20 protein-coding genes and 2 pseudogenes are annotated in these 19,437 nt (G+C 66.4%); 8 read left to right on the top strand and 14 right to left on the bottom strand.

The genetic code is table 11. From position 1 onward, the window contains the following. The first annotated feature begins 7 nt into the window (after positions 1 to 7). A complete protein-coding gene (locus GI374_RS17750) occupies positions 8 to 652 on the top strand; it encodes a dihydrofolate reductase family protein (protein WP_154338362.1) in 645 nt (214 codons plus the stop codon). A gap of 577 nt (positions 653 to 1,229) precedes the next feature. On the opposite strand, the gene GI374_RS17745 is transcribed toward GI374_RS17750, so the two are convergent. The 4 genes from GI374_RS17745 to GI374_RS17735 form a co-directional block, all read right to left on the bottom strand. After that, entirely contained in the window at positions 1,230 to 1,742 is a 513-nt protein-coding gene (locus GI374_RS17745) for an SH3 domain-containing protein (RefSeq protein ID WP_154338361.1), read from the bottom strand. Between the two features lie 531 nt (positions 1,743 to 2,273). Further along, positions 2,274 to 2,402, bottom strand: coding sequence for a hypothetical protein (locus GI374_RS19695; protein ID WP_255453752.1), 129 nt, complete (start codon positions 2,400 to 2,402; stop codon positions 2,274 to 2,276). Positions 2,403 to 2,417: 15 nt separating this feature from the next. Next, positions 2,418 to 2,846, bottom strand: coding sequence for a VOC family protein (locus GI374_RS17740; protein ID WP_154338360.1), 429 nt, complete (start codon positions 2,844 to 2,846; stop codon positions 2,418 to 2,420). A gap of 319 nt (positions 2,847 to 3,165) precedes the next feature. Beyond that, on the bottom strand, positions 3,166 to 3,444 hold the full coding sequence (locus GI374_RS17735; protein ID WP_370515456.1) for a DUF982 domain-containing protein: 279 nt from the start codon (positions 3,442 to 3,444) through the stop codon (positions 3,166 to 3,168). 170 nt (positions 3,445 to 3,614) lie between these two features. Here GI374_RS17735 and GI374_RS19520 point away from each other — a divergent pair. The 4 genes and pseudogenes from GI374_RS19520 to GI374_RS17720 all read left to right on the top strand — a co-directional run. Further along, a pseudogene (locus tag GI374_RS19520) lies at positions 3,615 to 3,770 on the top strand (poly(3-hydroxybutyrate) depolymerase); the annotation flags it as partial. A 381-nt stretch (positions 3,771 to 4,151) separates the two neighbouring features. Then, positions 4,152 to 4,418: a hypothetical protein gene (locus GI374_RS17725; protein WP_154338358.1), complete on the top strand. Its 267-nt coding sequence runs from the start codon at positions 4,152 to 4,154 to the stop codon at positions 4,416 to 4,418. A gap of 536 nt (positions 4,419 to 4,954) precedes the next feature. Continuing rightward, the gene (locus GI374_RS19515; RefSeq protein ID WP_229583528.1) at positions 4,955 to 5,524 is read left to right on the top strand and encodes a GAF domain-containing protein; all 570 of its coding nucleotides are present in this window, start codon (positions 4,955 to 4,957) and stop codon (positions 5,522 to 5,524) included. A 2-nt stretch (positions 5,525 to 5,526) separates the two neighbouring features. Next, complete coding sequence (locus GI374_RS17720; protein WP_370515459.1) at positions 5,527 to 6,189, top strand: HWE histidine kinase domain-containing protein; 663 nt, start codon at positions 5,527 to 5,529, stop codon at positions 6,187 to 6,189. Positions 6,190 to 6,217: 28 nt separating this feature from the next. On the opposite strand, the gene istB is transcribed toward GI374_RS17720, so the two are convergent. After that, positions 6,218 to 7,069, bottom strand: coding sequence for an IS21-like element helper ATPase IstB (gene istB / locus GI374_RS17715; RefSeq protein ID WP_154338357.1), 852 nt, complete (start codon positions 7,067 to 7,069; stop codon positions 6,218 to 6,220). Continuing rightward, positions 7,066 to 8,530 (bottom strand): annotated as a pseudogene (istA, locus tag GI374_RS17710) (IS21 family transposase). Before istA ends, istB begins: the two are co-directional and overlap by 4 nt. A 216-nt stretch (positions 8,531 to 8,746) precedes the next feature. Here istA and GI374_RS17705 point away from each other — a divergent pair. Beyond that, positions 8,747 to 9,088 (top strand): sensor histidine kinase, encoded by a 342-nt coding sequence (locus tag GI374_RS17705; protein ID WP_154338356.1) that lies wholly within the window; start codon positions 8,747 to 8,749, stop codon positions 9,086 to 9,088. Beyond that, on the top strand, positions 9,085 to 9,453 hold the full coding sequence (locus tag GI374_RS17700) for a response regulator (protein WP_154338355.1): 369 nt from the start codon (positions 9,085 to 9,087) through the stop codon (positions 9,451 to 9,453). The genes GI374_RS17705 and GI374_RS17700 overlap by 4 nt, the downstream gene beginning before the upstream one ends. A gap of 80 nt (positions 9,454 to 9,533) precedes the next feature. On the opposite strand, the gene GI374_RS17695 is transcribed toward GI374_RS17700, so the two are convergent. The 3 genes from GI374_RS17695 to GI374_RS17685 all read right to left on the bottom strand — a co-directional run bounded on the left by GI374_RS17695 (position 9,534) and on the right by GI374_RS17685 (position 12,898). After that, positions 9,534 to 10,625: a Gfo/Idh/MocA family protein gene (locus GI374_RS17695; protein WP_154338354.1), complete on the bottom strand. Its 1,092-nt coding sequence runs from the start codon at positions 10,623 to 10,625 to the stop codon at positions 9,534 to 9,536. 92 nt (positions 10,626 to 10,717) lie between these two features. Continuing rightward, a complete protein-coding gene (locus GI374_RS17690) occupies positions 10,718 to 11,782 on the bottom strand; it encodes an alkene reductase (protein ID WP_154338353.1) in 1,065 nt (354 codons plus the stop codon). A gap of 105 nt (positions 11,783 to 11,887) precedes the next feature. Next, the gene (locus GI374_RS17685; RefSeq protein ID WP_154338352.1) at positions 11,888 to 12,898 is read right to left on the bottom strand and encodes an LLM class flavin-dependent oxidoreductase; all 1,011 of its coding nucleotides are present in this window, start codon (positions 12,896 to 12,898) and stop codon (positions 11,888 to 11,890) included. Between the two features lie 142 nt (positions 12,899 to 13,040). On the opposite strand from GI374_RS17685, the gene GI374_RS17680 reads away from it, so the two are divergent. Next, positions 13,041 to 13,643 carry a TetR/AcrR family transcriptional regulator gene (locus GI374_RS17680; protein WP_154338351.1) on the top strand — a complete coding sequence of 201 codons (603 nt, stop codon included), beginning with the start codon at positions 13,041 to 13,043 and terminating at the stop codon, positions 13,641 to 13,643. Positions 13,644 to 13,997: 354 nt separating this feature from the next. Here the strand turns inward: GI374_RS17680 and GI374_RS17675 are convergent, their stop codons facing one another. The 5 genes from GI374_RS17675 to GI374_RS17660 form a co-directional block, all read right to left on the bottom strand. Further along, the gene (locus tag GI374_RS17675; RefSeq protein WP_154338350.1) at positions 13,998 to 16,604 is read right to left on the bottom strand and encodes a DEAD/DEAH box helicase; all 2,607 of its coding nucleotides are present in this window, start codon (positions 16,602 to 16,604) and stop codon (positions 13,998 to 14,000) included. Next, complete coding sequence (locus GI374_RS19510; protein WP_370515455.1) at positions 16,604 to 17,533, bottom strand: DNA methyltransferase; 930 nt, start codon at positions 17,531 to 17,533, stop codon at positions 16,604 to 16,606. Before GI374_RS19510 ends, GI374_RS17675 begins: the two co-directional genes overlap by 1 nt. A gap of 78 nt (positions 17,534 to 17,611) precedes the next feature. Next, positions 17,612 to 18,205 carry a site-specific DNA-methyltransferase gene (locus GI374_RS19505; RefSeq protein ID WP_229583526.1) on the bottom strand — a complete coding sequence of 198 codons (594 nt, stop codon included), beginning with the start codon at positions 18,203 to 18,205 and terminating at the stop codon, positions 17,612 to 17,614. 247 nt (positions 18,206 to 18,452) lie between these two features. Next, complete coding sequence (locus tag GI374_RS17665) at positions 18,453 to 18,635, bottom strand: hypothetical protein (protein WP_154338349.1); 183 nt, start codon at positions 18,633 to 18,635, stop codon at positions 18,453 to 18,455. Between the two features lie 96 nt (positions 18,636 to 18,731). Further along, positions 18,732 to 19,067, bottom strand: a complete 336-nt coding sequence (locus GI374_RS17660) for a hypothetical protein (RefSeq protein ID WP_154338348.1) — start codon at positions 19,065 to 19,067, stop codon at positions 18,732 to 18,734. Positions 19,068 to 19,437 lie beyond the last annotated feature (370 nt).

Genomic DNA, 19,437 nt, shown 5'->3' with positions numbered 1-19,437 from the left:
AAGCATCATGTCACGCACACGCATCCAGCATTTTTCCATCTCTCTCGACGGGTTCGGCACCGGCGAGGGCCTCACCCGCGAGGCGCCGCTCGGCCATGCCGGCGAAAGGCTGCACCAATGGATGCTCAAGACCGGGTGGTGGCACGAGATGATCGGCAAGCCTGGTGGCAGCGGTTGCATCGACGACACGCTGCTGCGGCTGTTCGCCCCCGGCATCGGCGCCGAGATCATGGGCGCGGGCAAGTTCGGGCCGCCCGGCTGGCAGGACGACCCGGATTGGAAAAGCTGGTGGGGCGCCAACCCGCCCTTCCACACTCCGGTCTTCGTCCTGACCCATCGCCCGCGCCCTTCGATCGAGATGGAGGGCGGGACGACCTTCCATTTCCTCAACGCCCCGCCGACCGAGGCGCTTGCCGCCGCACGCGAGGCGGCGAAGGGGCATGACGTGCGTATCGGCGGCGGCGTCGCCATGCTCCGCGATTTCCTTGCCGCGAGGCTGGTCGATCACATGCATCTCGTGGTCGTCCCCATCCTGCTGGGCCGCGGCGCGCGCCTGTGGGATGGGCTGGAAGGGCTGGAGCGGGGCTACGAGGTCGAGATGGCGTCGTCGGCCGGCGGCGTCACACATGTCATGTTCACGCGCGCAAACTGAGCCGGCGTGCCACTTCAGTCAACCATCCAGATCGCCTGGCTTACGCGTCGCGGGTGCCGAAATCCCTCGGAAGCGCGAATACTCTTCACGAACTCTGCCGTAACTGGCCAGACGCGGTAGGCGACGAAGTTCAGCTTCTGCTTCGGGGATGAGGGAAGGCGCAGGCGGCCCATAGCAGCCGTTCGAGCTTGGAACCGCGGGACGGTGTGGCTGGCCCGAAGCGGTCCTTCGTGTGCGCTGCAGCATCTCGGACCGGAATTGTCCCCTATGCCGACTAGGTTCTCGGAAACAAAGAGTATCCCAACAGAGGTGGAGCTGTCCGACTTTCTTGTTACCCGCCCAATTGTAGTCGGAGGCGATCCTTCCCATGGGGATCTCCTGGACATCCAGCATCGTATGAAAGAAACTCAGACAGGCGGGAAGGTTCTCGACCACAAGCTGGATGTGGCCGATCAAGTCATGCAAGGAGAGCTGGCATGATTCCGTGCCGAGCAAACCGCTACATGCGCCATTGAACCTTTTGGCCTACGAACTGCCCGCACGGGCCCCATGCCTCGGTCGGTCCTCGTCGGGCGACCTAGCGCGCTCGGCTGCTCTCATGAGAAAGGTCGGATTGCCGCACCCAGCCCTCCCAACCATCCTGCCGGATCTTCTGCCAACCTCTGGTTGCATAGGGCAGAAGCGCGACCTCACAGCTTCCGGACGGGAGCTTGGCCAGAACCCGCGAGCTGCCGGCGGGCCACGCTCGCAGCGCGACCGAATTCGGGTGGGCCAAGGAACCGAGGCAGTGGATCGGCGCGGACACACTCGCGATGTAGTGACGGTGGAGCCAGCCGGCGTTGTGGCCACCCTCCGCCGGGCACCATGATCCTGCACAGGCGCCGGTGACGATAATTCCGCATTGCGTGTGCGCGAGGCGCGAGAGAATGCGATGTCCCGTGCCCGGTCCCGCCCGCAGGTTCAAGGTGTCGTTGGAGCGGACATTGACGACACAGTGCTCGGCACCGGTCCGGATAGGATCAGCGGCGACCGACACTGGCGCCTGGGCAATGAGGAGTGCGGCTGCGAAAGCCTGGAACAGTCGTTGCATGATATCCACAGCAGTAGGAAGCAGAGCTGCGAATGAGCAAGGATAGGCGCCCGTGTCAAAGCACAGTTCAATGATCGCAGAGTGTCTCGGGGGCGCGGTCAAGTTTCTGCTCGGCCAGACGAAGATGGACAGCATCGTCCGTTTTCTCGGGTCGCGACCGAAAAGGCGTCGAGCCTCTCCGAAGGCATCGACCTTTGAACACTAGCGGACGGCGCGACGCGGCGCGGCGCTCGCCCAGAGCCGCCGCGCCGGCTAGCGCCCGAGGAGATGGTGTAATTTCGCTGGCGCTGCCGGTGTGACCCGAGGTGGCCATCGAGGTGGTCGAGGCCTTCGCCCAGATCGACAAGGAGGAAATCGACCCAATCCTCAGCATCACGGCAAAGGCCGCCTGATCATGATCTCAGGCCACCTCAGGATTTACACCACGTTGACGGACGTGACCCCGCGCCGCGGTTCTCGGGAACAACGAGGTATCCGGGCAGAGGTGGAGCCGCCCGGCTTTCTTAACACCTGCCCGATTGTAGCCGGAGGCTATCCCGCCATCGGGATCTCCAAGGCATCCAGCAGCGTAGCATAGAACCTCAGGCAGGCGGAAAGGTTCTCGATCACAAGTTGGATATGGTCGATCAGGCCGTCACGATGCAGTTGCTGGACTTCCATCCTTCAGCCTCCTCGCTAAAGGAGCGGTAGCGTGGCTGTGCTGCCGAGGGCGTCGTATCCCAGCTCGTTGAAACGTATCAGGCAGAACCCATGTCCAAAGGGATCGGCGAGCATGGCCAGTTCGCCGAAGGCAGCAATCGTGGTCCCGCCCTCTTGCACCGCCCCAGCTGCGGTCACCCTGTCGATGGCGGCCTTCAGATCTTCGACGGCCACGTCGAGATGGATCGGGGTCCAGTGCCGGTCATAGCGGCGCCTGCCACCGCCGGCTGGGCCGATAGAGGATCCGACCTGCCGTTCCAGAAGATAGATCGGCACGCCCAACCCCAGAAGCTCGATGGCATGCGGACCGATGCGCTTCCCCGGCTTGAGACCGAAGGCCGCGCTGTAGAAGGCCAACCCTTGGGGGAGGTCGGGCACGTCGATGTTGACGAGAAGGCGGGGCATCCGCGCGCCTCGCGGCTCTACTGGCGTCAAGCGTGAGCTTGCCCGGTTTCGGGACGGCAGGAAAGCAGCGCTTGTTCCTGCTCCGAACCTAAGCCATAGCTGACGGCCGGCTCTACCGGCCGCCGCGTTGCGGCAATTTCCGCGGCTGTCCCTCAAGTCGGATCAGATCCTGATTCTTGAAGCCGGTTGCTTTCCTGATGCGGCCCTGTCGCCGCTTTCCTGCGCGCGGAAATGCCGCACGAGATCACGGCGTGAGCGCCGACCGGAGCTGCACTTCGACCGAGCAGACGAGGTGGGATGCCAACCGCTTTCCAAGAATTCATGCTGCCGTGACGGCGCGGGCGGCCTGGCTTACGTGAGTCTCTGGCGCGAAACCTGCAGTCTTTGCTGCAGAAATGAAGGCCCTGCGTGCCGTGCCGACAGATGCCATGCAATCCATTGCTGCTTCGACCTGCAGGAGGGCGCGTTCGCGGGCACGGTCCGATACCGGCCATTTCTTCCGCAGCCAATATCGGACCTGCTCGGCCGTGCTGAATTCCTGGACATCGCCTGCGGGCGACACGACAAAGGACAGGGGTTTTCCCCAGTAGATTTCCATCATAGCAAAAACATTCCCTCGTTGGGAGGCGGATACCAGCACATCGCAGTTGGCTCGCCGCTAAAACTCGGCCGCCGTAAAGCAGCCCATTCGTCATGATTTCGGAGGACCTTGCTCAGGCAAGAGCGAGGCTTGTCGGAGATTTGCATCTTCCGGACGTTGACCGGGTCGCTTGCGGTCGCGGCACACCGCTGGTCGAGTCGTGGCGGATCGAGGGTGCCGGTCACGCCTGGTCCGGCGGACGAACCGCGGGCAGCTACACCGATCCCGCAGGTCCTGACGCGTCAGCCGAGATGGTCCGCTTCTTCCTCTATCCGGGACGGTGATCCGGCGCCCGGCGACACCTTGCCGTCATCGTGCCGCCGGGAATGTCGGGCAGATTTCAGCCGTCTGGCACGGCTCGAAAGATCGCCAGCAAGGCGGCCTGCCTCGAAATCAACAGATAACTTGCATTTTGTCCCAATGATGCCCATATGGGATATTGTCGGCGGCTCCGAAGGAATACGAATTCGCCATTTTCTCATCAGCTACCCGCCCGCCAACCCGTTGCCACTTCGTTTCCGAATTGATGCTGATAGCAAGCTTCGCGAGGAATTCTCTGCGTCGCGAACCTGCAATTTCTAACGCGCCAGAGTTCCTTCGGCTCACCCGCGCTCAGAGCTGAACGGACGATCAAACCGCCGTTATGCAAAGGACGACAGGGAATCATGAACGCGCACAAGACCGGCACCACGACCGCGGGACCGACCCGCCGCAACTCTGCCGAGCACCTCTATGCCGTCGGGCAGGCAGTCAGGATCACGTCCGGGTTCATCCACCCTTTCAGGACCGAGGGCATCTATCACGTCGTCTCGACCTTGCCGCCGAGTAACGGGGTGCCGCAATACCGTATCCGCAATGAAGGCGAAGGTCATGAGCGTGTGTCCACCGAGGACCACCTCGAGCCTGCCGGAACGTCGTCGGTGCCGAGCTGACGGGGCGCCTCGCTGCCTGCGGGCTGCCGTGTGTTCCCTGCCGCTCCCCGACATCATGGATGGGTGGCCCAATGAGTTCCACAAGCAACGTTTTCAGGGCCACCAGACCCGAAACGCGTGCAGACGTCACCAATCGCGCCGCACGCGAGATCATCGAGGCTGAGGCTGCGGCCCGCCGTCAGCAGATCGCACGCCTCAGGTCGGCGCGCCTAAGGAAAGAGGCAGCAGACCGAAGCACCCGGCGAGCGGCGCCTCTCCCCGGGCAGCGCAGGACTGCCGCGTGAGCCGGGGCGCCTCAAGCCGTGCTGGCTGACCCGACCCGACAGCAACCTTGCGCGGCTGCGCCAGATCGAAGGATGTGGTCGTAACACCGTGAGGTGCTGGCAGACCGACCCGCGCTCTCCGCAGGCAAGGGAGCCCGAGGGGGACCATCACTCTGACCGCGTGCCCCCGTTCTCGTCCCCTTCGTTCTCACTCCGACGAGACCTGATCCGCCTTCCGCCCGTTCCCTCCGAGGCCTCGAAGGGCGCAACGCGGTGACGACGATGAAAAGCGGCCGCGAGCTCCTCGAGATCCTGCTCCAGCGTCGGAAGGTCCTCGCCGGTTTCGCCGATATGGCGCTGCAATCGGAGGATCTCGACGAGGTGCTGCAGGAGGCCTGCCGGCTCGTGGCGGCCGCAATGCAGACCAAGCGGGCCAAGGTGCTCGAGATCGAGCCCGGAGGCGGGACCCTCTTCGTGCGCGCGGGCGTGGGATGGGCGCCCGACGTCGTGGGCCAGGTGCGCCTCTCCATGCGCGAGCACTCCTCCGAGACCTACGCGATCGACGCCGGCGAGCCCGTGATCTCGCAGGACATCGCCGAGGATCACCGCTTCGAGGTCCCCGCCTTCATGAAGGAGGCCGGCGTGGTCGCGCTCGTGAACGTGCCGACTTCCTGCCGGGGCGGCGGGCCTACGGCCTCCTGCAGGTGGACGACACGAAGCCGCGCGACTTCGACGAGGATGACAGCACTTTCCTGCGCACCTACGCCGGCATCCTGGGTCCGATCGTCGACCGGCTGCTCAAGCTGGGGGATCTGCGATCCTCCGAAGAACGCTTCCGCCTGACGGTGGAGGCGGCGACAGACTACGCCATCTTCGTCACCGACGACGCGGATCGCATCACCGACTGGCTCCCCGGGGCCGCGGCGGTGTTCGGGTGGAGCGCGGAGGAGATGATCGGGCAGCCTGCAGCCATCACCTTCACCCCGGAAGACCGGGCCGCCGGCGTGGCTGAACAGGAGGTCGAAACCGCCCTTCGTGAGGGGAGCGCACCCGACGTGCGCTGGCATCTGCGCAAGGACGGCGCGCGTGTGTTCATCGAGGGCACGAGGCACGCCCTGCATGCCGCGCGGGGTGCGGCTGCCGGCTTCCTCAAGACCGGCCAGGACGTGACCGAGCGCCGCCGGAACGACGAGCGCCGCGAGGTGCTGGTGGCCGAGCTTCAGCACCGCACGCGCAACCTCATCGGCGTGGTGCGCTCGATCGCGCGCCAGACAATGGCCCATACAGGCTCGCTTGAGGCTTTCCGCAAGGCGTTCCACAGCCGCCTGGCAGCGCTCTCGCGCGTGCAGGGGCTCCTGTCGCGCTCCGAACACAAGCCGATCACTCTGCGCGCGCTCCTCACGCCCGAACTCGACGCGCTTGGCGCAGCCGAGGGTGACCGGGTCGCGCTTGACGGCCCGCCCGTCCGGATCCGCGCCTCCGCCGTGCAGACCCTCGCTCTGGTGTAGAGCGTCAACCTCGCTGCGATCGGTGTTGTTACTCGGCGTCCTCCCTGAGCTTTTCGTTGATGGTGTCGATGGGCTGGTTGTCGCTGGAGGTTGTCGGTGCAACTGCGGCCTCGGCGGATCGGCGTCCGGCGGCGGTGCGGCGCCTGTAGCTGTCGCCGTTCATCTCCAGGATGGTTGCGTGGTGGACCAGCCGGTCGATGGCGGCGACGGTCATGGCCTGGTCCGGAAAGACGCGGTCCCAGCCGCTGAAGGGCTGGTTGGCGGCAATGGCGAGGCTTCTGCTCTCATAGCGCCGGGCGATGAGTTCGAAGAGCACCGAGCTCTCGGCCTGGTCCTTCTGGGCGTAGGTGATGTCGTCGAGGATGATCAGGTCGAACTTGTCGAGCCTGGCGAGGGCGGCCTCGAGGGCGAGGTCGCGGCGGGAGGCCTGGAGCCTCTGCACCATGTCGGTGGTGCGGGTGTAGAGGACGCGCTTGCCAGCCTCGACCAGGGCATGGCCGATGGCGCAGAGAACATGGGTCTTGCCGGCGCCGGAACTGCCGATGGCGATCAGGTTGGCGCCGGTCTCGACCCAGTCCCCGGCCGCGAGCGCCTCGATCCGTGCCCGCGGCACGCTCGTCAGAGCCTTGAAGTCGAAGGTGGCGAGGGTCTTGCCGCCGGGCAGTCCGGACTGCTGCAGGTGACGCTGGATGCGTCGGGCATCGCGATCGGCCAGTTCGATCTCCGCCAGCGCAGCGAGGAAGCGGGCCGCGGGCCCGCCTTCGGCGTCGGCGCGTTCGGCGAGCGTTGGCCAGTGGCGCAGAACGCTTGGCAGGCGCAAGGCGGTGAGCATGGCGGGCAGCGCATGCACATCGACGGGGCGCGGTGCGGCAGGGCTCATGCGCGGGCCCCCAGCAGCGCATCGAAGCTGGCGAGGTCGGGGAGGATGACGGGTGTGTCGCCCGGCAGTTCGCGTCGACGCGGCTCGAGGCGGTGCTTCAGCTGGCGCGCCTCGGGCAGGTCGCCCGTGGCGAGGGTTCCGGCAATCAGGCCGGCAAGCTCGGCTTCGCATCCCTCGTCATGGGCGAGCCAGAGCAGGTCCACCATGCGGCGGCAGGCGTTGCGGCGCGGCAACGCGGCCGACAGCGCGGCCCAGGCCTCGGCGTATTCCGACCGCGGGAATAGGCCGTCGCGGTAGACCGAGCCTGCGAGCGCCTGCGGCTTGCGGCGCAGGGCATGGATGACGTGGCGGTAGTTGACGCAGTGGACGCGGACGCCATCACTGCGGCCACGGCGCCGTGGATGGGTGACGACAGGGGTGGCGCCGAGGAAGGCCTCGATCCGATCGTCATGGACATGGACGCGCAGGCGCTTGCCGATCAGTTGCGAGGGCGCGGAATAGAAGACGCTGTGAACCTGGAACCCGCCGGTCTTCGTGACGCGCGCGACCACCTCGGTGAAGTCGGTGGTGCGCCGCGCCGGCAGCGGCCTGAGCACCGCCATCTCGATCCTGACCGCGGCCTCCCGCCTTCGATTGCGACGGGCGACCAGTTCGTCGACGAAGCGGCGCCAGTCGCGGAGGTCGGCGAAGTCCCGGGAGCCGCGCAGGATCAGGGCCTGGTCGAGGGCGGTCTTGAGATGATTGTTGTGGGCCTCGACCGAGCCGTTCTCATGCGCCTCGCCGGGGTTGTTGCGGCTCGCGATCATGCCGTAATGGGCGCAGAAGCCCTGGTAGCGATTGGTGACATCGGCTGCGGCTTCGGCATCGAGGTTGCGGTAGGCGGCGGAGAGGCTGTCGGTGCGGTGTTCGCGAGGCACGCCGCCGAGGGTCCAGAGCGCGTTCTGGAGGTTCTCAGCCAGCGCGGTGAGCTCTCGCCACCCAGCACCACGCCGGCATGCTCCCAACCGCTGTAGGCCATGACGAAGTGGAACAGGCGCTGCTTCAGCGTCTGGCCGGCATCGTCACGCGCAGCTCGCCCGCGTCGGTGAAGTCCGACAGCGCCATGCGGCCCGGCTCGGGTGTCTGGAGGAAGATCACGTCGCGCTCGGGGCCGTGCAGGGCGCGCCAGTCGCAGACGCGCCGCTCGAGGGTCCGGCGCACCCGATCGTCGGGGAAGGCATCCGGATCGCTCATCTGAAGGTGCCGCAGCAGGGTCACAGCCTGAACGGCAGGATCGCGCTCGAGGATCGGCAGCAGGACCGGTTCCCACACCGCCCCGAGCGGATCGGGCACGGTGCGGCCCCGGGTGGCCTGGCGTTGCGAGGGAAGCCGCGGATCGGCCTCGATGCGGCGGGCGGTGCGTTCGCTGAACCCTGACCGGGCGGCGGCGGCGCGTTGGCTGTGCTGGAGACGGTCGGTCATGTAGACTCTCACTTGCTGGTCGATGACGGATTTGCCCGGCACGGTCGGATCTCCGTTTGGACGCAGAGATCGGACCCTACCGGCCCGCAGCGGCCAGCACCCAGCCATTCCCCCGGTGAGAGGATCGAACCGCTGACTTCAGCCTCCGGGACGGGCTACGCCCGCCCTCCGGCTGAACCCAGCGGCCAACTTGCCTGACGGCGCCGGACAACATGGTTGTCGCTCATCACTCTGGCGATCCATGAGCTCGCAACGAACGCCCGGAAATATGGGGCGCTCTCCGAGGACGGCGGGCGTCTTCGCATCACCTGGCATGTGCGAAACGGCGAGGCCGGGCCTCGGGTCCACCTGGAATGGCGCGAAGACGGCCTGGTCCCCACCGGGGCCGATGCCCCGTCCTTCCGGGCGGATGGAGGCTACGGGCGCGTGCTGATCGAGCAGGCGCTGCCTTATGCGCTCGGCGCCCGGACCACCTATGAGCTTGGGGCGACGGAGCTTCGCTGCATCGTCGACCTGCCGCTGGAGAAGGCGGCGACGCCCGCGAGCCGCGATCCATGACCGGTGCCCAGCCGCTCGCCGGACGGCACATTCTCGTCGTGGACGATTTCCTCATGGCCCAGGACGTGGCTGCCTCGCTGACGCCGGCCGGCGCCCATGTCGTGGGGCCCGCCCCTTCCGTGACGGAGGCTCTGAACCTCGTCGCCCGAGTGGAGCAACTCGACGCAGCGGTTCTCGACTTCAACCTGCGCGGCGAGACGGTCTACCCCGTGGCGGACGCCCTGAAGGACCGCTCGGTGCCTTTCGTGTTTGTCACCGGCTACGACCCCGATACCATCGCCGCACGCCGTGCAGCTGTTCCGGTATTCGAGAAGCCGTTCAATGCCGATCAGGTCATGGATGGGTTATGCGGGCGCCCCGATTAGCGGCCGAGCCTTGGCGCTGCGAACACGCGCGCATCGCTGGTCAGTTCAAAATGGCATGGGGTAACCCGCAGCGAGGCCGGTCATTTCAGCTCCTCCCGAGCAGAACGCTCGATCGCGTCGATGGTGTCGTGCAACGCGACAGAATCGCGGAAGCTCGGCGCCGAGCGCGTGCCCGAGCGAATATCCTCCGCCAACCGGGCATAAAGCCGGGCGACATTGCGGGCGACGGAGTTGTCTGGCCATCCCTCGTAGGCCGAAGCAGGCGGCGTCAGCGGCGCGAGCTCGCGTGTGTCGCCGTTGGCGCCCTGGATAGACAATTGCACGATCTGCCCGTTGCCATTGGCGCCCGTCACCTGGATGTCGCCCTGCGTGCCGTTGATCTCCCACAGCAGGTTGGTCCCGCGGCACATTCCGCCGCGATAATGGACCGAGAATGCCGCCCCGCTTTTCAGCGCGCCGTGGACCAGGACCTGGTCATGGGAGGTCATGGGTATGGTCTCTCCCGTGTCGGTCACATGCGCGGTGGTGCGGCGGTTGATCATGCGCGCGGACAGATCGCCGATATCGCCCAGCACCTCGCGCAGGCCGGCAAGCGTGTGTCCCAGCGGGATGCTGAGCATCGTCGCGCCGTTGGTCCTGTCGTAGAGATAGGCATGGGCGGCATCGGTCATGCCGCCCCATTCGCCGCCACTGCCCACGAGCGTGGTCGAGAGCACCTCCCCAACATAGCCGTCGGCAATGAGCCCGCGGAGATACTCGACCTCGGGGGCGACACGCATCTGCGTGCCGACCGCCGCGACCACGCCTTTCGCCTCGGCGAGGTCAGCCAGCTCCCGTGCCTCGGCAAGCCCGTTGCCGAGCGGCCATTCGCAATAGACGTGCTTGCCCGCGTTCAGCGCCGCCGTCACCAGTTCGTGGTGATGCGGCACCTTGACGGTGACGACGACGAGGTCGACCTCTGGCGAGTTGACCAGCGCCTGGGCATTCTCGAACGCGAAGGGCAGTCCGAACGCATCGGCGGCCTTCTTGGCGCTGGCATGGCTGGTGTTCGCGACCCCGACCACCTCGTATTCGTTCGGCAGGGCCTTCAGTGCCGGGACATGGGCGGTTGCCGCCCAGTGAATACCGGGATTGAGGCCGATGAATCCGACGCGGATCGGCTTGTCACTCATGAGGGGCTCCATTTACTTCGGATCGGATATTGTTGGGGTCGCTGTCGTCAGGTGAGCCATCCGTCTCTCCTTCCTCTGGGGCGGCGCCTACGTCATGCCTCGACGCTCTCCAGCGCCGGATAGTCGATATAGCCGCGCTCTCCGTCTACGAAGTAGGGGTCGCCGCGCAGTTCATTCAGCGGCGCGCCTTGAGCGAAGCGGGCCGGGAGGTCCGGATTGGCGATGAACGGGCGACCGTAGGCAATGGCATCGAGCGTCCCGCCGGCGACGGCATGGGCGCCGTCTTCGAGGCCGAAGTTCTCGGCGCCGACCAGCGTGCCGGGATAATGCTGACGGACCCACTCGAGGGGCGTGGTTTCTCCGGTGCAGCTGGCGAGATCCACGGTGGAGGCGCGGTTGACCTGCACGTAGGCGAGACCGAGGGCCGCCAGCCTCGGAAGAAGGCGCGCGAAGGTCTCGCGCACGGTGGGGTCGAACCTCCCTTGGAATGACGAGTTCGGCGCGATCTTCACGCCGACCCGGCTGGCGCCGGCGACGTTCGTCACCGCTTCCAGGATATTCAGAAGCAGTCGGGCGCGATTGTCGGCGGAGCCGCCGAACTCATCCGTTCGCTGGTTGGCGTCGCCACGCAGGATGTTGGCGAGGAACATCGCGTTCCCAGCATGAATCTCGACCGCATCGAAGCCGATGTCGATCGCCGCACGGGCGCCCGCGGCGAAATCCCGCGGCATCGCGGCAAGGTCTTCACGCGAGAGCGTGGCCGGCATCAGCGGATGACGCGGAGCGGCGAATGGACCGTCGTCATTGGCAAACTCCTCCGCCAGACGGACGCGTCCCGAATGCCAGAGCTGGGCCGCGATGCGGCCGCCGGCCGCGTGAACGGCATCGACGATCTTCTTCCAGGAGGCCTTCTGCGCGTCAGTGATGAGCGCGGGCATGGCGCCGTAGCCCGCCCCATAGGGCGCAACCGTGAGGACCTCGGAGATGATGAGTCCCGCGCTCGCGCGCTGCGCGTAGTAGGTCTCGGCGATCGGTTGCATGGAGAGGTCGGGCAAGGTCCGCAGCCGCGTCATGGGCGCCATCAGGATCCGGTTGGGAAGCTCGAGCGCGCCGGCGTCGAGCGGCTGCAACAGCGGGGCGGCGGTGAGGGAGGACATGGATGATCTCCGTTGGCTGGCGACACGCTCGATCCACGGCCGCCGAAGGAAGGCGCGCGATCGCGGCGTCAGGGATGTTCGGAATGGCACTGAGTCTTACGCTTGCTAGATGGCCTCTGGCACGCGAGCGGCATTGATGCCCGCGGCGTCGGCAATGATCTCAAGCGAGCGCAACCGTTTTGCATGATCGTAGATGTCGGAGACGACGATGACCTCATCGGCCCTGGTCTCTGCGACAAGCGCCGCAATACCCTCGCGAACCGTTTCGGGCGATCCGACGATGGTGCGCGACAACATCGACATGACCTGCGCCTTCTCGCGCGGCGTCCAGTAGCTCTCGATGTCTTCGATGGGCGGCTGCAGAAAACCGCGCTCGCCCCTGAAGATGCTGGCGAAGGACATCCGCTGGCTGGTGGCGAGGCGCTTCGCCTCGGCATCCGTCTCCGCCGCGATGATGTTCACGCCCACCATCGCATAGGGACGATCCAGTTGAGCGGAGGGCTTGAACCGGCTGCGGTAGAGATCGAGGGCTTCGGTCAGCAGCTGCGGCGCGAAATGCGAGGCGAAGGAATACGGAAGCCCGAGTTCGGCCGCGAGCATGGCCCCGAAATGGCTCGATCCAAGAATCCACAGCGGCACCCTCGTCCCGGTCGCGGGCACTGCCTCGATGCGCTGCCCGGGTGCTGCCGGCGCGAGGAACGCCTGCAGTTCGAGGACGTCCTCGGGAAAGTTCGCTGAGCTTTCCGGCGTGCGCCGAAGCGCGCGGAGCGTCAGCTGGTCCGTCCCCGGCGCGCGTCCCAGTCCCAGATCGATCCGGCCGGGGAAGAGCCGCTCCAGCGTCCCGAACTGCTCGGCGATCACATAGGGGGCATGGTTCGGCAGCATGATGCCGCCCGCGCCCACGCGGATCCTGTCCGTTCCGGAAGCGATATGGGCGATGACGATCGACGTGGCGGCACTGGCGATGCCGGGCATGTTGTGATGTTCGGCGACCCAGACCCGGTTGTAGCCCCAGCCCTCGGCATGAGCGGCGAGATCGCGGGCGTTGTCGAGGGCGCCGCGCGGGTCGGTCTCGTCGGTGACGCGAACAAGCTCGAGGATGGACAACGGCGTCATGGGTCACTCCAAGCGGGGACAGGCGGAACGGAGATTGCCTCCGCTTCCACTTTGGCTATATGGAGGCTATCTCCACATGCGTCAACATGCTACTCCGTCCCTGCTCCCATGCGCCCGTCGGACCCTCGGAGACGCCTTGCCCATGAACACGAACCCTCCCGACAAAAGTCCCTTGCGCGCCGATGCGCGCCGAAACCGCGACAGCATCCTCAGAACCGCCGCTCGGCACTTTGCCGCTAACGGCGTGAACACCTCCCTCGACGAGATCGCGCGCGAGGCGGGCGTCGGACCGGGCACGCTCTATCGCCACTTCCCCTCGCGCGACGCACTGCTGGCCGCGACACTCACGGAACGTCAGGCAGATATCCTCGCCCGCGCGGATGCGGCCCGCGAGATGGCATGCTCCGAAGCTGCACTGACCGAGTGGTTGCGCGCCCTGCAGGATTACCTCGCGACCTACGACGGCCTGCCGGCGCCAGTGCTGACAGCGATTCAGGAAGATACGTCTGTGCTGGCCATTTCGTGCGAGACACTCGTCGCACTCACCGGCGAGTTCCTGACCCGAGCACAGAAGGACGGCCGTGCGCGGGCAACGATAACACCGCAAGGCCTTTTCCTGAGCGCACTTGGCATCGCATGGGTCCTCAACCGCGCGGGGGTTGGCGAGACGCACAGAAGGGAGCTCGAAGCTATTTTCGTCGTGGGATACCGGGAGCGGGGAAGGCTGCTGGATGAGGCGGAATGACCAACGTCCAATTAGATTCAGTTTGGCGGCGCTTGTGCACCGAACGTTCGCACCTGGGAGCAGACTACGGCCTCCAACCGGTCATTCATAGACGGCGCAGCGAACGACCGCTTTCCGCCCGGACTCGCCAGCCGAGCCGGTCCGGCGCACGACCGCTCCCCGCCCAGACTGGCGAGCCAGTTCGGCCCGCGGCGTAGGAGTTGACACCGCTCCAAATGGAGAAGTGTTTTCAGTGTCACATTCGCAGCAGACATCATGGCAGAGCAGGGTTTAGCCTTCGGCGCTCGGTGTGGCGCCCGTCGGGACCCAGCTTGAGCGCCGCCCGCATCTGCTCGGCCATGCCGACCCCGTGCTTCATCCGCTCCACCGTGGCGTAGACATGGCCGGAGGTCCGCGCCCACAGCTCGCCGACCTGGGTCTTGTTGCGCGGGTCCTCGTTCGTGGCCCGATCAGCGCCCTTGTATTCGACGACGAACAGCCGCCCGTCTGTGAGCCTGGCGACGAAGTCGGGATAGAAGCGGCCGTTGAGCAGCGGAAGCCAGAAGCTGTCGGCGTGCCGGGGGATGTTGCGCAGCCAGACGTCGACCGCCTCGAGGCCGTCCAGCGCCTGCGCGCATTCGAACTCCTCGCTCTGCTGGTCTCCGTCGAAAGCCGGCACCGCGTCATTGCCGAGCAGGTGTTTTGAGAACCGGGCCCGCTGAAGCGGGACCAGTTGCACGTCGCGGTAGGTGCTGGCCTCGAGGCGGATGGTCGCGTCCGAGATATTACCGGCGCCGCATCATCGTCGAACAACGCCGCCTGTCGCATCGCGGAACGCGCGGCATCGCGTTGCTCGGTGATGCGCTGGCGCAGCTTGGCCGCAAGCACATCCTGCCACTCGATCAGCGTTCGCGGGGCAATCCCCCGTCGGCTGCGCAGGTGTGCGACGGCGAGGCTGAGCCACGCGCGCAGCTGGTCCTGCGGAATGTCGGCGGCGCGGCAGCTACGTTCCAGCCACTGGACCAACGTGGCGGCGAGGCTGTCTTGATCCAACTCACCCACTCCCGGCAGCGGGGCCTGGGTAATCGTCGTGCGGGAATAAACGATCTTCTCTCCCTCGAGGTCGATCTCGACCACCTCGTCGTTGCGGGTGAAGCTCAGGTCGGCTTCCTCCAGGCGGGCGGAGGCGTTGCTGAGCGACCAGTCTGAAAGCTCCATCAGTGAGTCGGTATCGGCTGGGACGATCTCACCGCCGATCTCGGCCATTAGCAGCGGCAACTCGATCACGGCGCCCTTCTCTGCGGGGGAGCGGCGCGTCTCGACCTTCTCGCGGTGTTTCTCCAGACCTGCGCGGGCAGCCGGACGATCGGTTTCGGGCGCAAGGGCGATGATCCTTGCCGCCACCGCGTCAGCGACTGCGCCCTTGATGCCAGCGGTCAGGCTGCCGTCGGGGGCGGAGGTCCAATCGACGCCTTCCTCGGCCAGTTCCGACAGCGCCGCGCGGTTCTCGTCGGTATCCGACAGCGGCACCTGCCACACCGGCTGCGGACGGACTGGGGTCGGGTCGAACAGCCGCCCCTGATCCGCGGTGAGCCCCTCCGGCTGGACCGAGCCGCGCACCTCTTCGTCGGTGAAGCCCATGCCGATCAGCTTGTCGGTCAGCGCCTGCGCGGTCTCGTTGAACTCAGGCTCGGAGACATGCGCATAGGCCATGTTCAGCGCCGGATCCTTCCGCCGCTCGGCATAGGGCATCCGCAACACGCGACCCAGAAGCTGCTCGACCGCCGTAGAGCTTCGCAGCTTCTGCGTCGCGCAGAGGACATAAGCCGACGGGCAGTCCCAGCCCTCGCGCAGCGCCTGCACGGTGATGACGTGGCGCGTGGGCTCCGACGGATCGCGCAGGTTCACGCTGTCCAGCTCGCGCCGGTCGCCGGTGGCGATCTTGATCCACGCAGTAGGCACCAGCCGCGTCACCAGATAATCGCGGATCTGATCGACCGAGGGCTCGCGGCCCTTCGGCTGCGCCTGATACAGCACCACGGGGCGGATGTGGTCCTTGTCGCGCTTGGCCTTCTCTTCCAGCATCCGCTGCGTCCGCAGCGCGCCATCCACGGCGGATCGCAAGTCGCCATGCGGGCGCAGGCGGATCGGCAGCTTGATCATCTGCTCATCCTTCAGCGCCGCCGCGGTGGTCGAGAACAGGATGTTGTTGCGATCCTTCGGAGTCGCCGTGAACTCGATCACCGCCGCGGGCCGCACGCGAGCCTGCACGTCGCGCGAGAGGCCCGTGACGGCGTTATGCGCCTCGTCCACGATCATCAGCGGTCGATGGTGATAAAGCAGGTTCGCGAAGCTGAACTTGACCGCCCCCTCGGTCACCAGGGGGTTTGCCGCCGCCTCCTCGGCTCCAACGACCTCCATCCCCGCGGTGGGCAGGCCAGAGAAGAACGGCTCGAGGTCCTCATGATGGGCATAGACGCGGCGGCCCGAGGTGTCGCCGACGCGGAACGCCTGGATGGTCGACACGATCACGCAGGCCACCGGGCGCCGCATCTCGAACGCCTCGATGTCGAAGACCCGCACCCGCCCGCCGAAAGCCGCGTCGAGCCGCCGCCGGTAGGCATGGGTGCGGTCGGACAACGCGTCGAGCGTCTGGTCCTTGATCTGGGTCGAGGACACGAACCACAGCACCAGCGGCTGCGGCCGCGCCGTCACCTGCGACCAGACCCGCACTGATTCCGCCGCCAGCAGCGTCTTGCCGCCGCCGGTCGGCAGGCGCAGGCAGACGTAGGGGACATCGGGCAGCCCCTCGAGCGACCGGTAGGGTTTCCGCGCGGGCAGGGACTCGCCGGCCAGCAGCGCCTCCCGCTCCTGATGCGCGACCTCGTGGGCGAAGGCTTCTGTCGGGCCGATCGCGGCGGCGCGGGTGAGGAAACGGTCGAGCGCGTCCAGCGTCGCCTGCTGATAGCGTTTCAGCTCCATCACCTTCCCCCCGCATTCAGGTCGTAGGGCGTCTGGCGGAACTGGACGCCCTCGCGCTTCAGCGTCGCGGCCGAGAGGCGGGACGCGGTGGCATAGACGGTCAGCGTGCCCGCGAAACCCTGCGGCAGATGCTCGCGGATCAGCGAGAGCGTGGCGCGGGTCAGCACGTTGCCGCCCTGCGCCGAGCGGTCCCGGAGGATGCCGTTGAACAGCAGCGCCACCGCGCGGTCAGGCGCGCGCAGCGGGGCCCCGCTCCCGTCATCCGGCGCATCCGTGCGAGGCGGGCGGTTGACGATGCCCAGAAGGGGCGTTTCGGGCACGCCGTCGAGCGGGCGGCGGGTTTCGGTGAACCAGACATGGCGGGCGAGGTCGGCAAAGCGCACCTCGGGCGCGATCACGCCGTTCTCGTCATAGACGCGGGGGCCGAGCGTGACAAAGCGGAAGGCTCCGCCGCCCTGCCACCCGACATCCTTGCTGATGCCGCCCTGCTCGCCCTCGATCACCTTCCGCAGGCGAGTGGCGCAATGGGTGCGGGCGTGCTCGCCCATCTCGACCCCGATCCAGCGGCGGCCCATCTTGTGGGCGACGGCGGCAGTGGTCCCCGAGCCAAGGAAGCTGTCCAGCACCAGATCGCCGGGATTGGTGGCGATATGGAGGATGCGCTGGAGCAGGCGTTCGGGCTTGGGGGTGTCGAACGAGATGTCCGAGCCGAACAGCTTGACGGACTCCTTGGAGGCTTCATCGGTGTGGCCCGCATCGTCGTGGGGCCACCATGTTGTCGGAACCACGCCGTCGTCGTCTTGCAGATATCGCTTGAAGGCCGGGGCGCCGTCGCCGTTCTTTCCGAAATAGGCCAGCCCGTCGGCAACGATCTTCAGCCATTGTTCCTCGGTGCGCGACCAGCACCGTCCGGGCGGCGGCTTCCGCACCCGCCCTGATGGAGTGACGATATCATATGACAGATTGGCCCTAATGTTCGGAGCATCCCACGGGATTGCTCGCCAAGGTCAGCGAGGATCATCATCGGGATTGTTGTATTGCTTCGCCTGTCGCTCGCTCCTCGGAACCCGATTGCGCGTCCGCTTCCACGCATCGGGATCACTTACATAAACATGAATGGCATTGTGAGAGTTGGATATGATCGCGTCGCTGGATACCGAAGACCGCGCTTGCCATGAAATGCTCGCAAGAAATCGGCGCCTGCCGAACACCTCATCCATCACGACCTTGAGATAATGCCCCTCATTGTCGTCGATGCTGACCCAGATGCTGCCATCTTCGGACAGGAACTCGCGCAGCAGCATCAGCCGGGGCACGATCATCCCCAGCCATTGCGCGTGTTCCAGATTGTCGTCGTAATGCTCGAAGGCCGAACGGGTGTTATAGGGCGGGTCGATATAGATGCACTTCACCCGACCCGCATAGAAGGGCAGCAGCGCCTTCAGCGCCTCGAGATTGTCGCCCTGCACCAGCAGCCCGTCGGAGCCGCCAGAACCCTGCGCCGCGAAGGAGAGCCCGGGCTCCTCGGTCAGCAGCCGAAACGGCACCCCCGCCGCCGCCCGCAGGTCCGCGTCCCGCGTCAGCCAGTGCAGTATCGGCATGTGGTCCCCCGTTCGTCGTGCTCCGGGTGTAGCCGAGCCTTTCGGCCAAAGTGAACCACTCCGCCGTCCCGGGTCCCGAGGTTGTGTCCCGCAAGCTGGATGCGCCCAGGATTGCCTCCGCGCTGAACCGAACCCTTGAGGCCAGCCGCCCGACGACGGTCACCCTCGAGCCTGGGTTGGGCACTCGCAGTTATCCGATCGACAAGCCCGCGTCGGCCGCCAGCCCGGGACTCGGGTCAGGCAGCAGTCACGGCTCGAACCCGCCAACGGAAGGAGCATCCCCATTCAGATTGCGCAGGTTCTCGAAACTTAGGCGAAGCCGTTTTGACAGGCGCTTCGACAATGCCGCTGCCCTCTCCGGCTGCCCGTCGTCGTCAATGATCAGCAGCTCGGACTCGCTCAGCCGAAGGCGGATGCTGCCGACGCTCACCTCGCCAGCCCGGTCGCCTCGCCTGACCCTGAACCGAGTCCCGGGCGCGACGACTGCCACAGCTGCCGCGCCCTCCCGGATGATGGTCGATCAGGGTCAGTTTCCCAGCGGTTCCTCGAGACGGCTGATCAGACTCTCGACGGCGTCGTGGAGCATGGCTTCGCGTTCCCGATCGCGGAGTTGCCGGGCCATGAGGATCTCCAGCATAGTCTCGCACCGTGCCAGTCGCTCCTCTCCCGCCGTGTGGCGCTCCAGCGGCTCGACGGCCCGGTCGATCCGGTTCGCCAGCCCGCCCAGGATCTGCAGGAACGCCTCTCGCCGGTCCTGCGCGCCGTTCGTTCCTGCCCTGAGCATGTCTTCGAGCGACTGAAAGGCCGCGATCAGGGACCGCAGGGACAGGTTGATCTCCTGCAGACTCGTGTCGTCGCTCATGCCGATCTCCTTGCAACATTGGTGGAGCGGGTGTTGGTTTCTGCGGGCGCGCGAGGACCAGACCGAACCAGGCGTCGTGCATGACCTCGGCCAGATGCTCGCGCAGCGATGTCAGGCGTCCCGCCAGGGTTCTCAGGACCGCGGCGGCTCCGACGGGTCCAGCCAGGCGCTGAGCAAGGCGGTCAAGCTCGCGATAGCCTCGTCGCGCGCCGCCACCTCCCGGCGCAGCGCGTCCATCTCCTGGCGGGGTCACGTCCGTCAACGTGGTGTAAATCGTGAGATGGCCTGAGATCATGATCAGGCGGCCTTGGCCGTGATGCTGAGGATGGGGTCGATCTCCTCCTTGTCGATCTGGGCGAAGGCCTCGACC

Source organism: Paracoccus sp. S-4012 (assembly GCF_009674885.1).
GTDB lineage: Bacteria > Pseudomonadota > Alphaproteobacteria > Rhodobacterales > Rhodobacteraceae > Paracoccus.
Note: the sequence above shows the minus strand (reverse complement) of the source record. Positions and strands in the feature narration are given on the sequence as shown.

Coding starts and splice junctions, on each gene's coding strand:
- GI374_RS17750 (WP_154338362.1), top strand. CDS start 8: ATGTCACGCACACGCATCCAGCATTTTTCCATCTCTCTCGACGGGTTC.
- GI374_RS17745 (WP_154338361.1), bottom strand. CDS start 1,742: ATGCAACGACTGTTCCAGGCTTTCGCAGCCGCACTCCTCATTGCCCAG.
- GI374_RS19695 (WP_255453752.1), bottom strand. CDS start 2,402: ATGGAAGTCCAGCAACTGCATCGTGACGGCCTGATCGACCATATCCAA.
- GI374_RS17740 (WP_154338360.1), bottom strand. CDS start 2,846: ATGCCCCGCCTTCTCGTCAACATCGACGTGCCCGACCTCCCCCAAGGG.
- GI374_RS17735 (WP_370515456.1), bottom strand. CDS start 3,444: ATGGAAATCTACTGGGGAAAACCCCTGTCCTTTGTCGTGTCGCCCGCA.
- GI374_RS17725 (WP_154338358.1), top strand. CDS start 4,152: ATGAACGCGCACAAGACCGGCACCACGACCGCGGGACCGACCCGCCGC.
- istB (WP_154338357.1), bottom strand. CDS start 7,069: ATGAGCCCTGCCGCACCGCGCCCCGTCGATGTGCATGCGCTGCCCGCC.
- GI374_RS17700 (WP_154338355.1), top strand. CDS start 9,085: ATGACCGGTGCCCAGCCGCTCGCCGGACGGCACATTCTCGTCGTGGAC.
- GI374_RS17695 (WP_154338354.1), bottom strand. CDS start 10,625: ATGAGTGACAAGCCGATCCGCGTCGGATTCATCGGCCTCAATCCCGGT.
- GI374_RS17690 (WP_154338353.1), bottom strand. CDS start 11,782: ATGTCCTCCCTCACCGCCGCCCCGCTGTTGCAGCCGCTCGACGCCGGC.
- GI374_RS17685 (WP_154338352.1), bottom strand. CDS start 12,898: ATGACGCCGTTGTCCATCCTCGAGCTTGTTCGCGTCACCGACGAGACC.
- GI374_RS17680 (WP_154338351.1), top strand. CDS start 13,041: ATGAACACGAACCCTCCCGACAAAAGTCCCTTGCGCGCCGATGCGCGC.
- GI374_RS17675 (WP_154338350.1), bottom strand. CDS start 16,604: ATGGAGCTGAAACGCTATCAGCAGGCGACGCTGGACGCGCTCGACCGT.
- GI374_RS19505 (WP_229583526.1), bottom strand. CDS start 18,205: ATGCCGATACTGCACTGGCTGACGCGGGACGCGGACCTGCGGGCGGCG.
- GI374_RS17660 (WP_154338348.1), bottom strand. CDS start 19,067: ATGAGCGACGACACGAGTCTGCAGGAGATCAACCTGTCCCTGCGGTCC.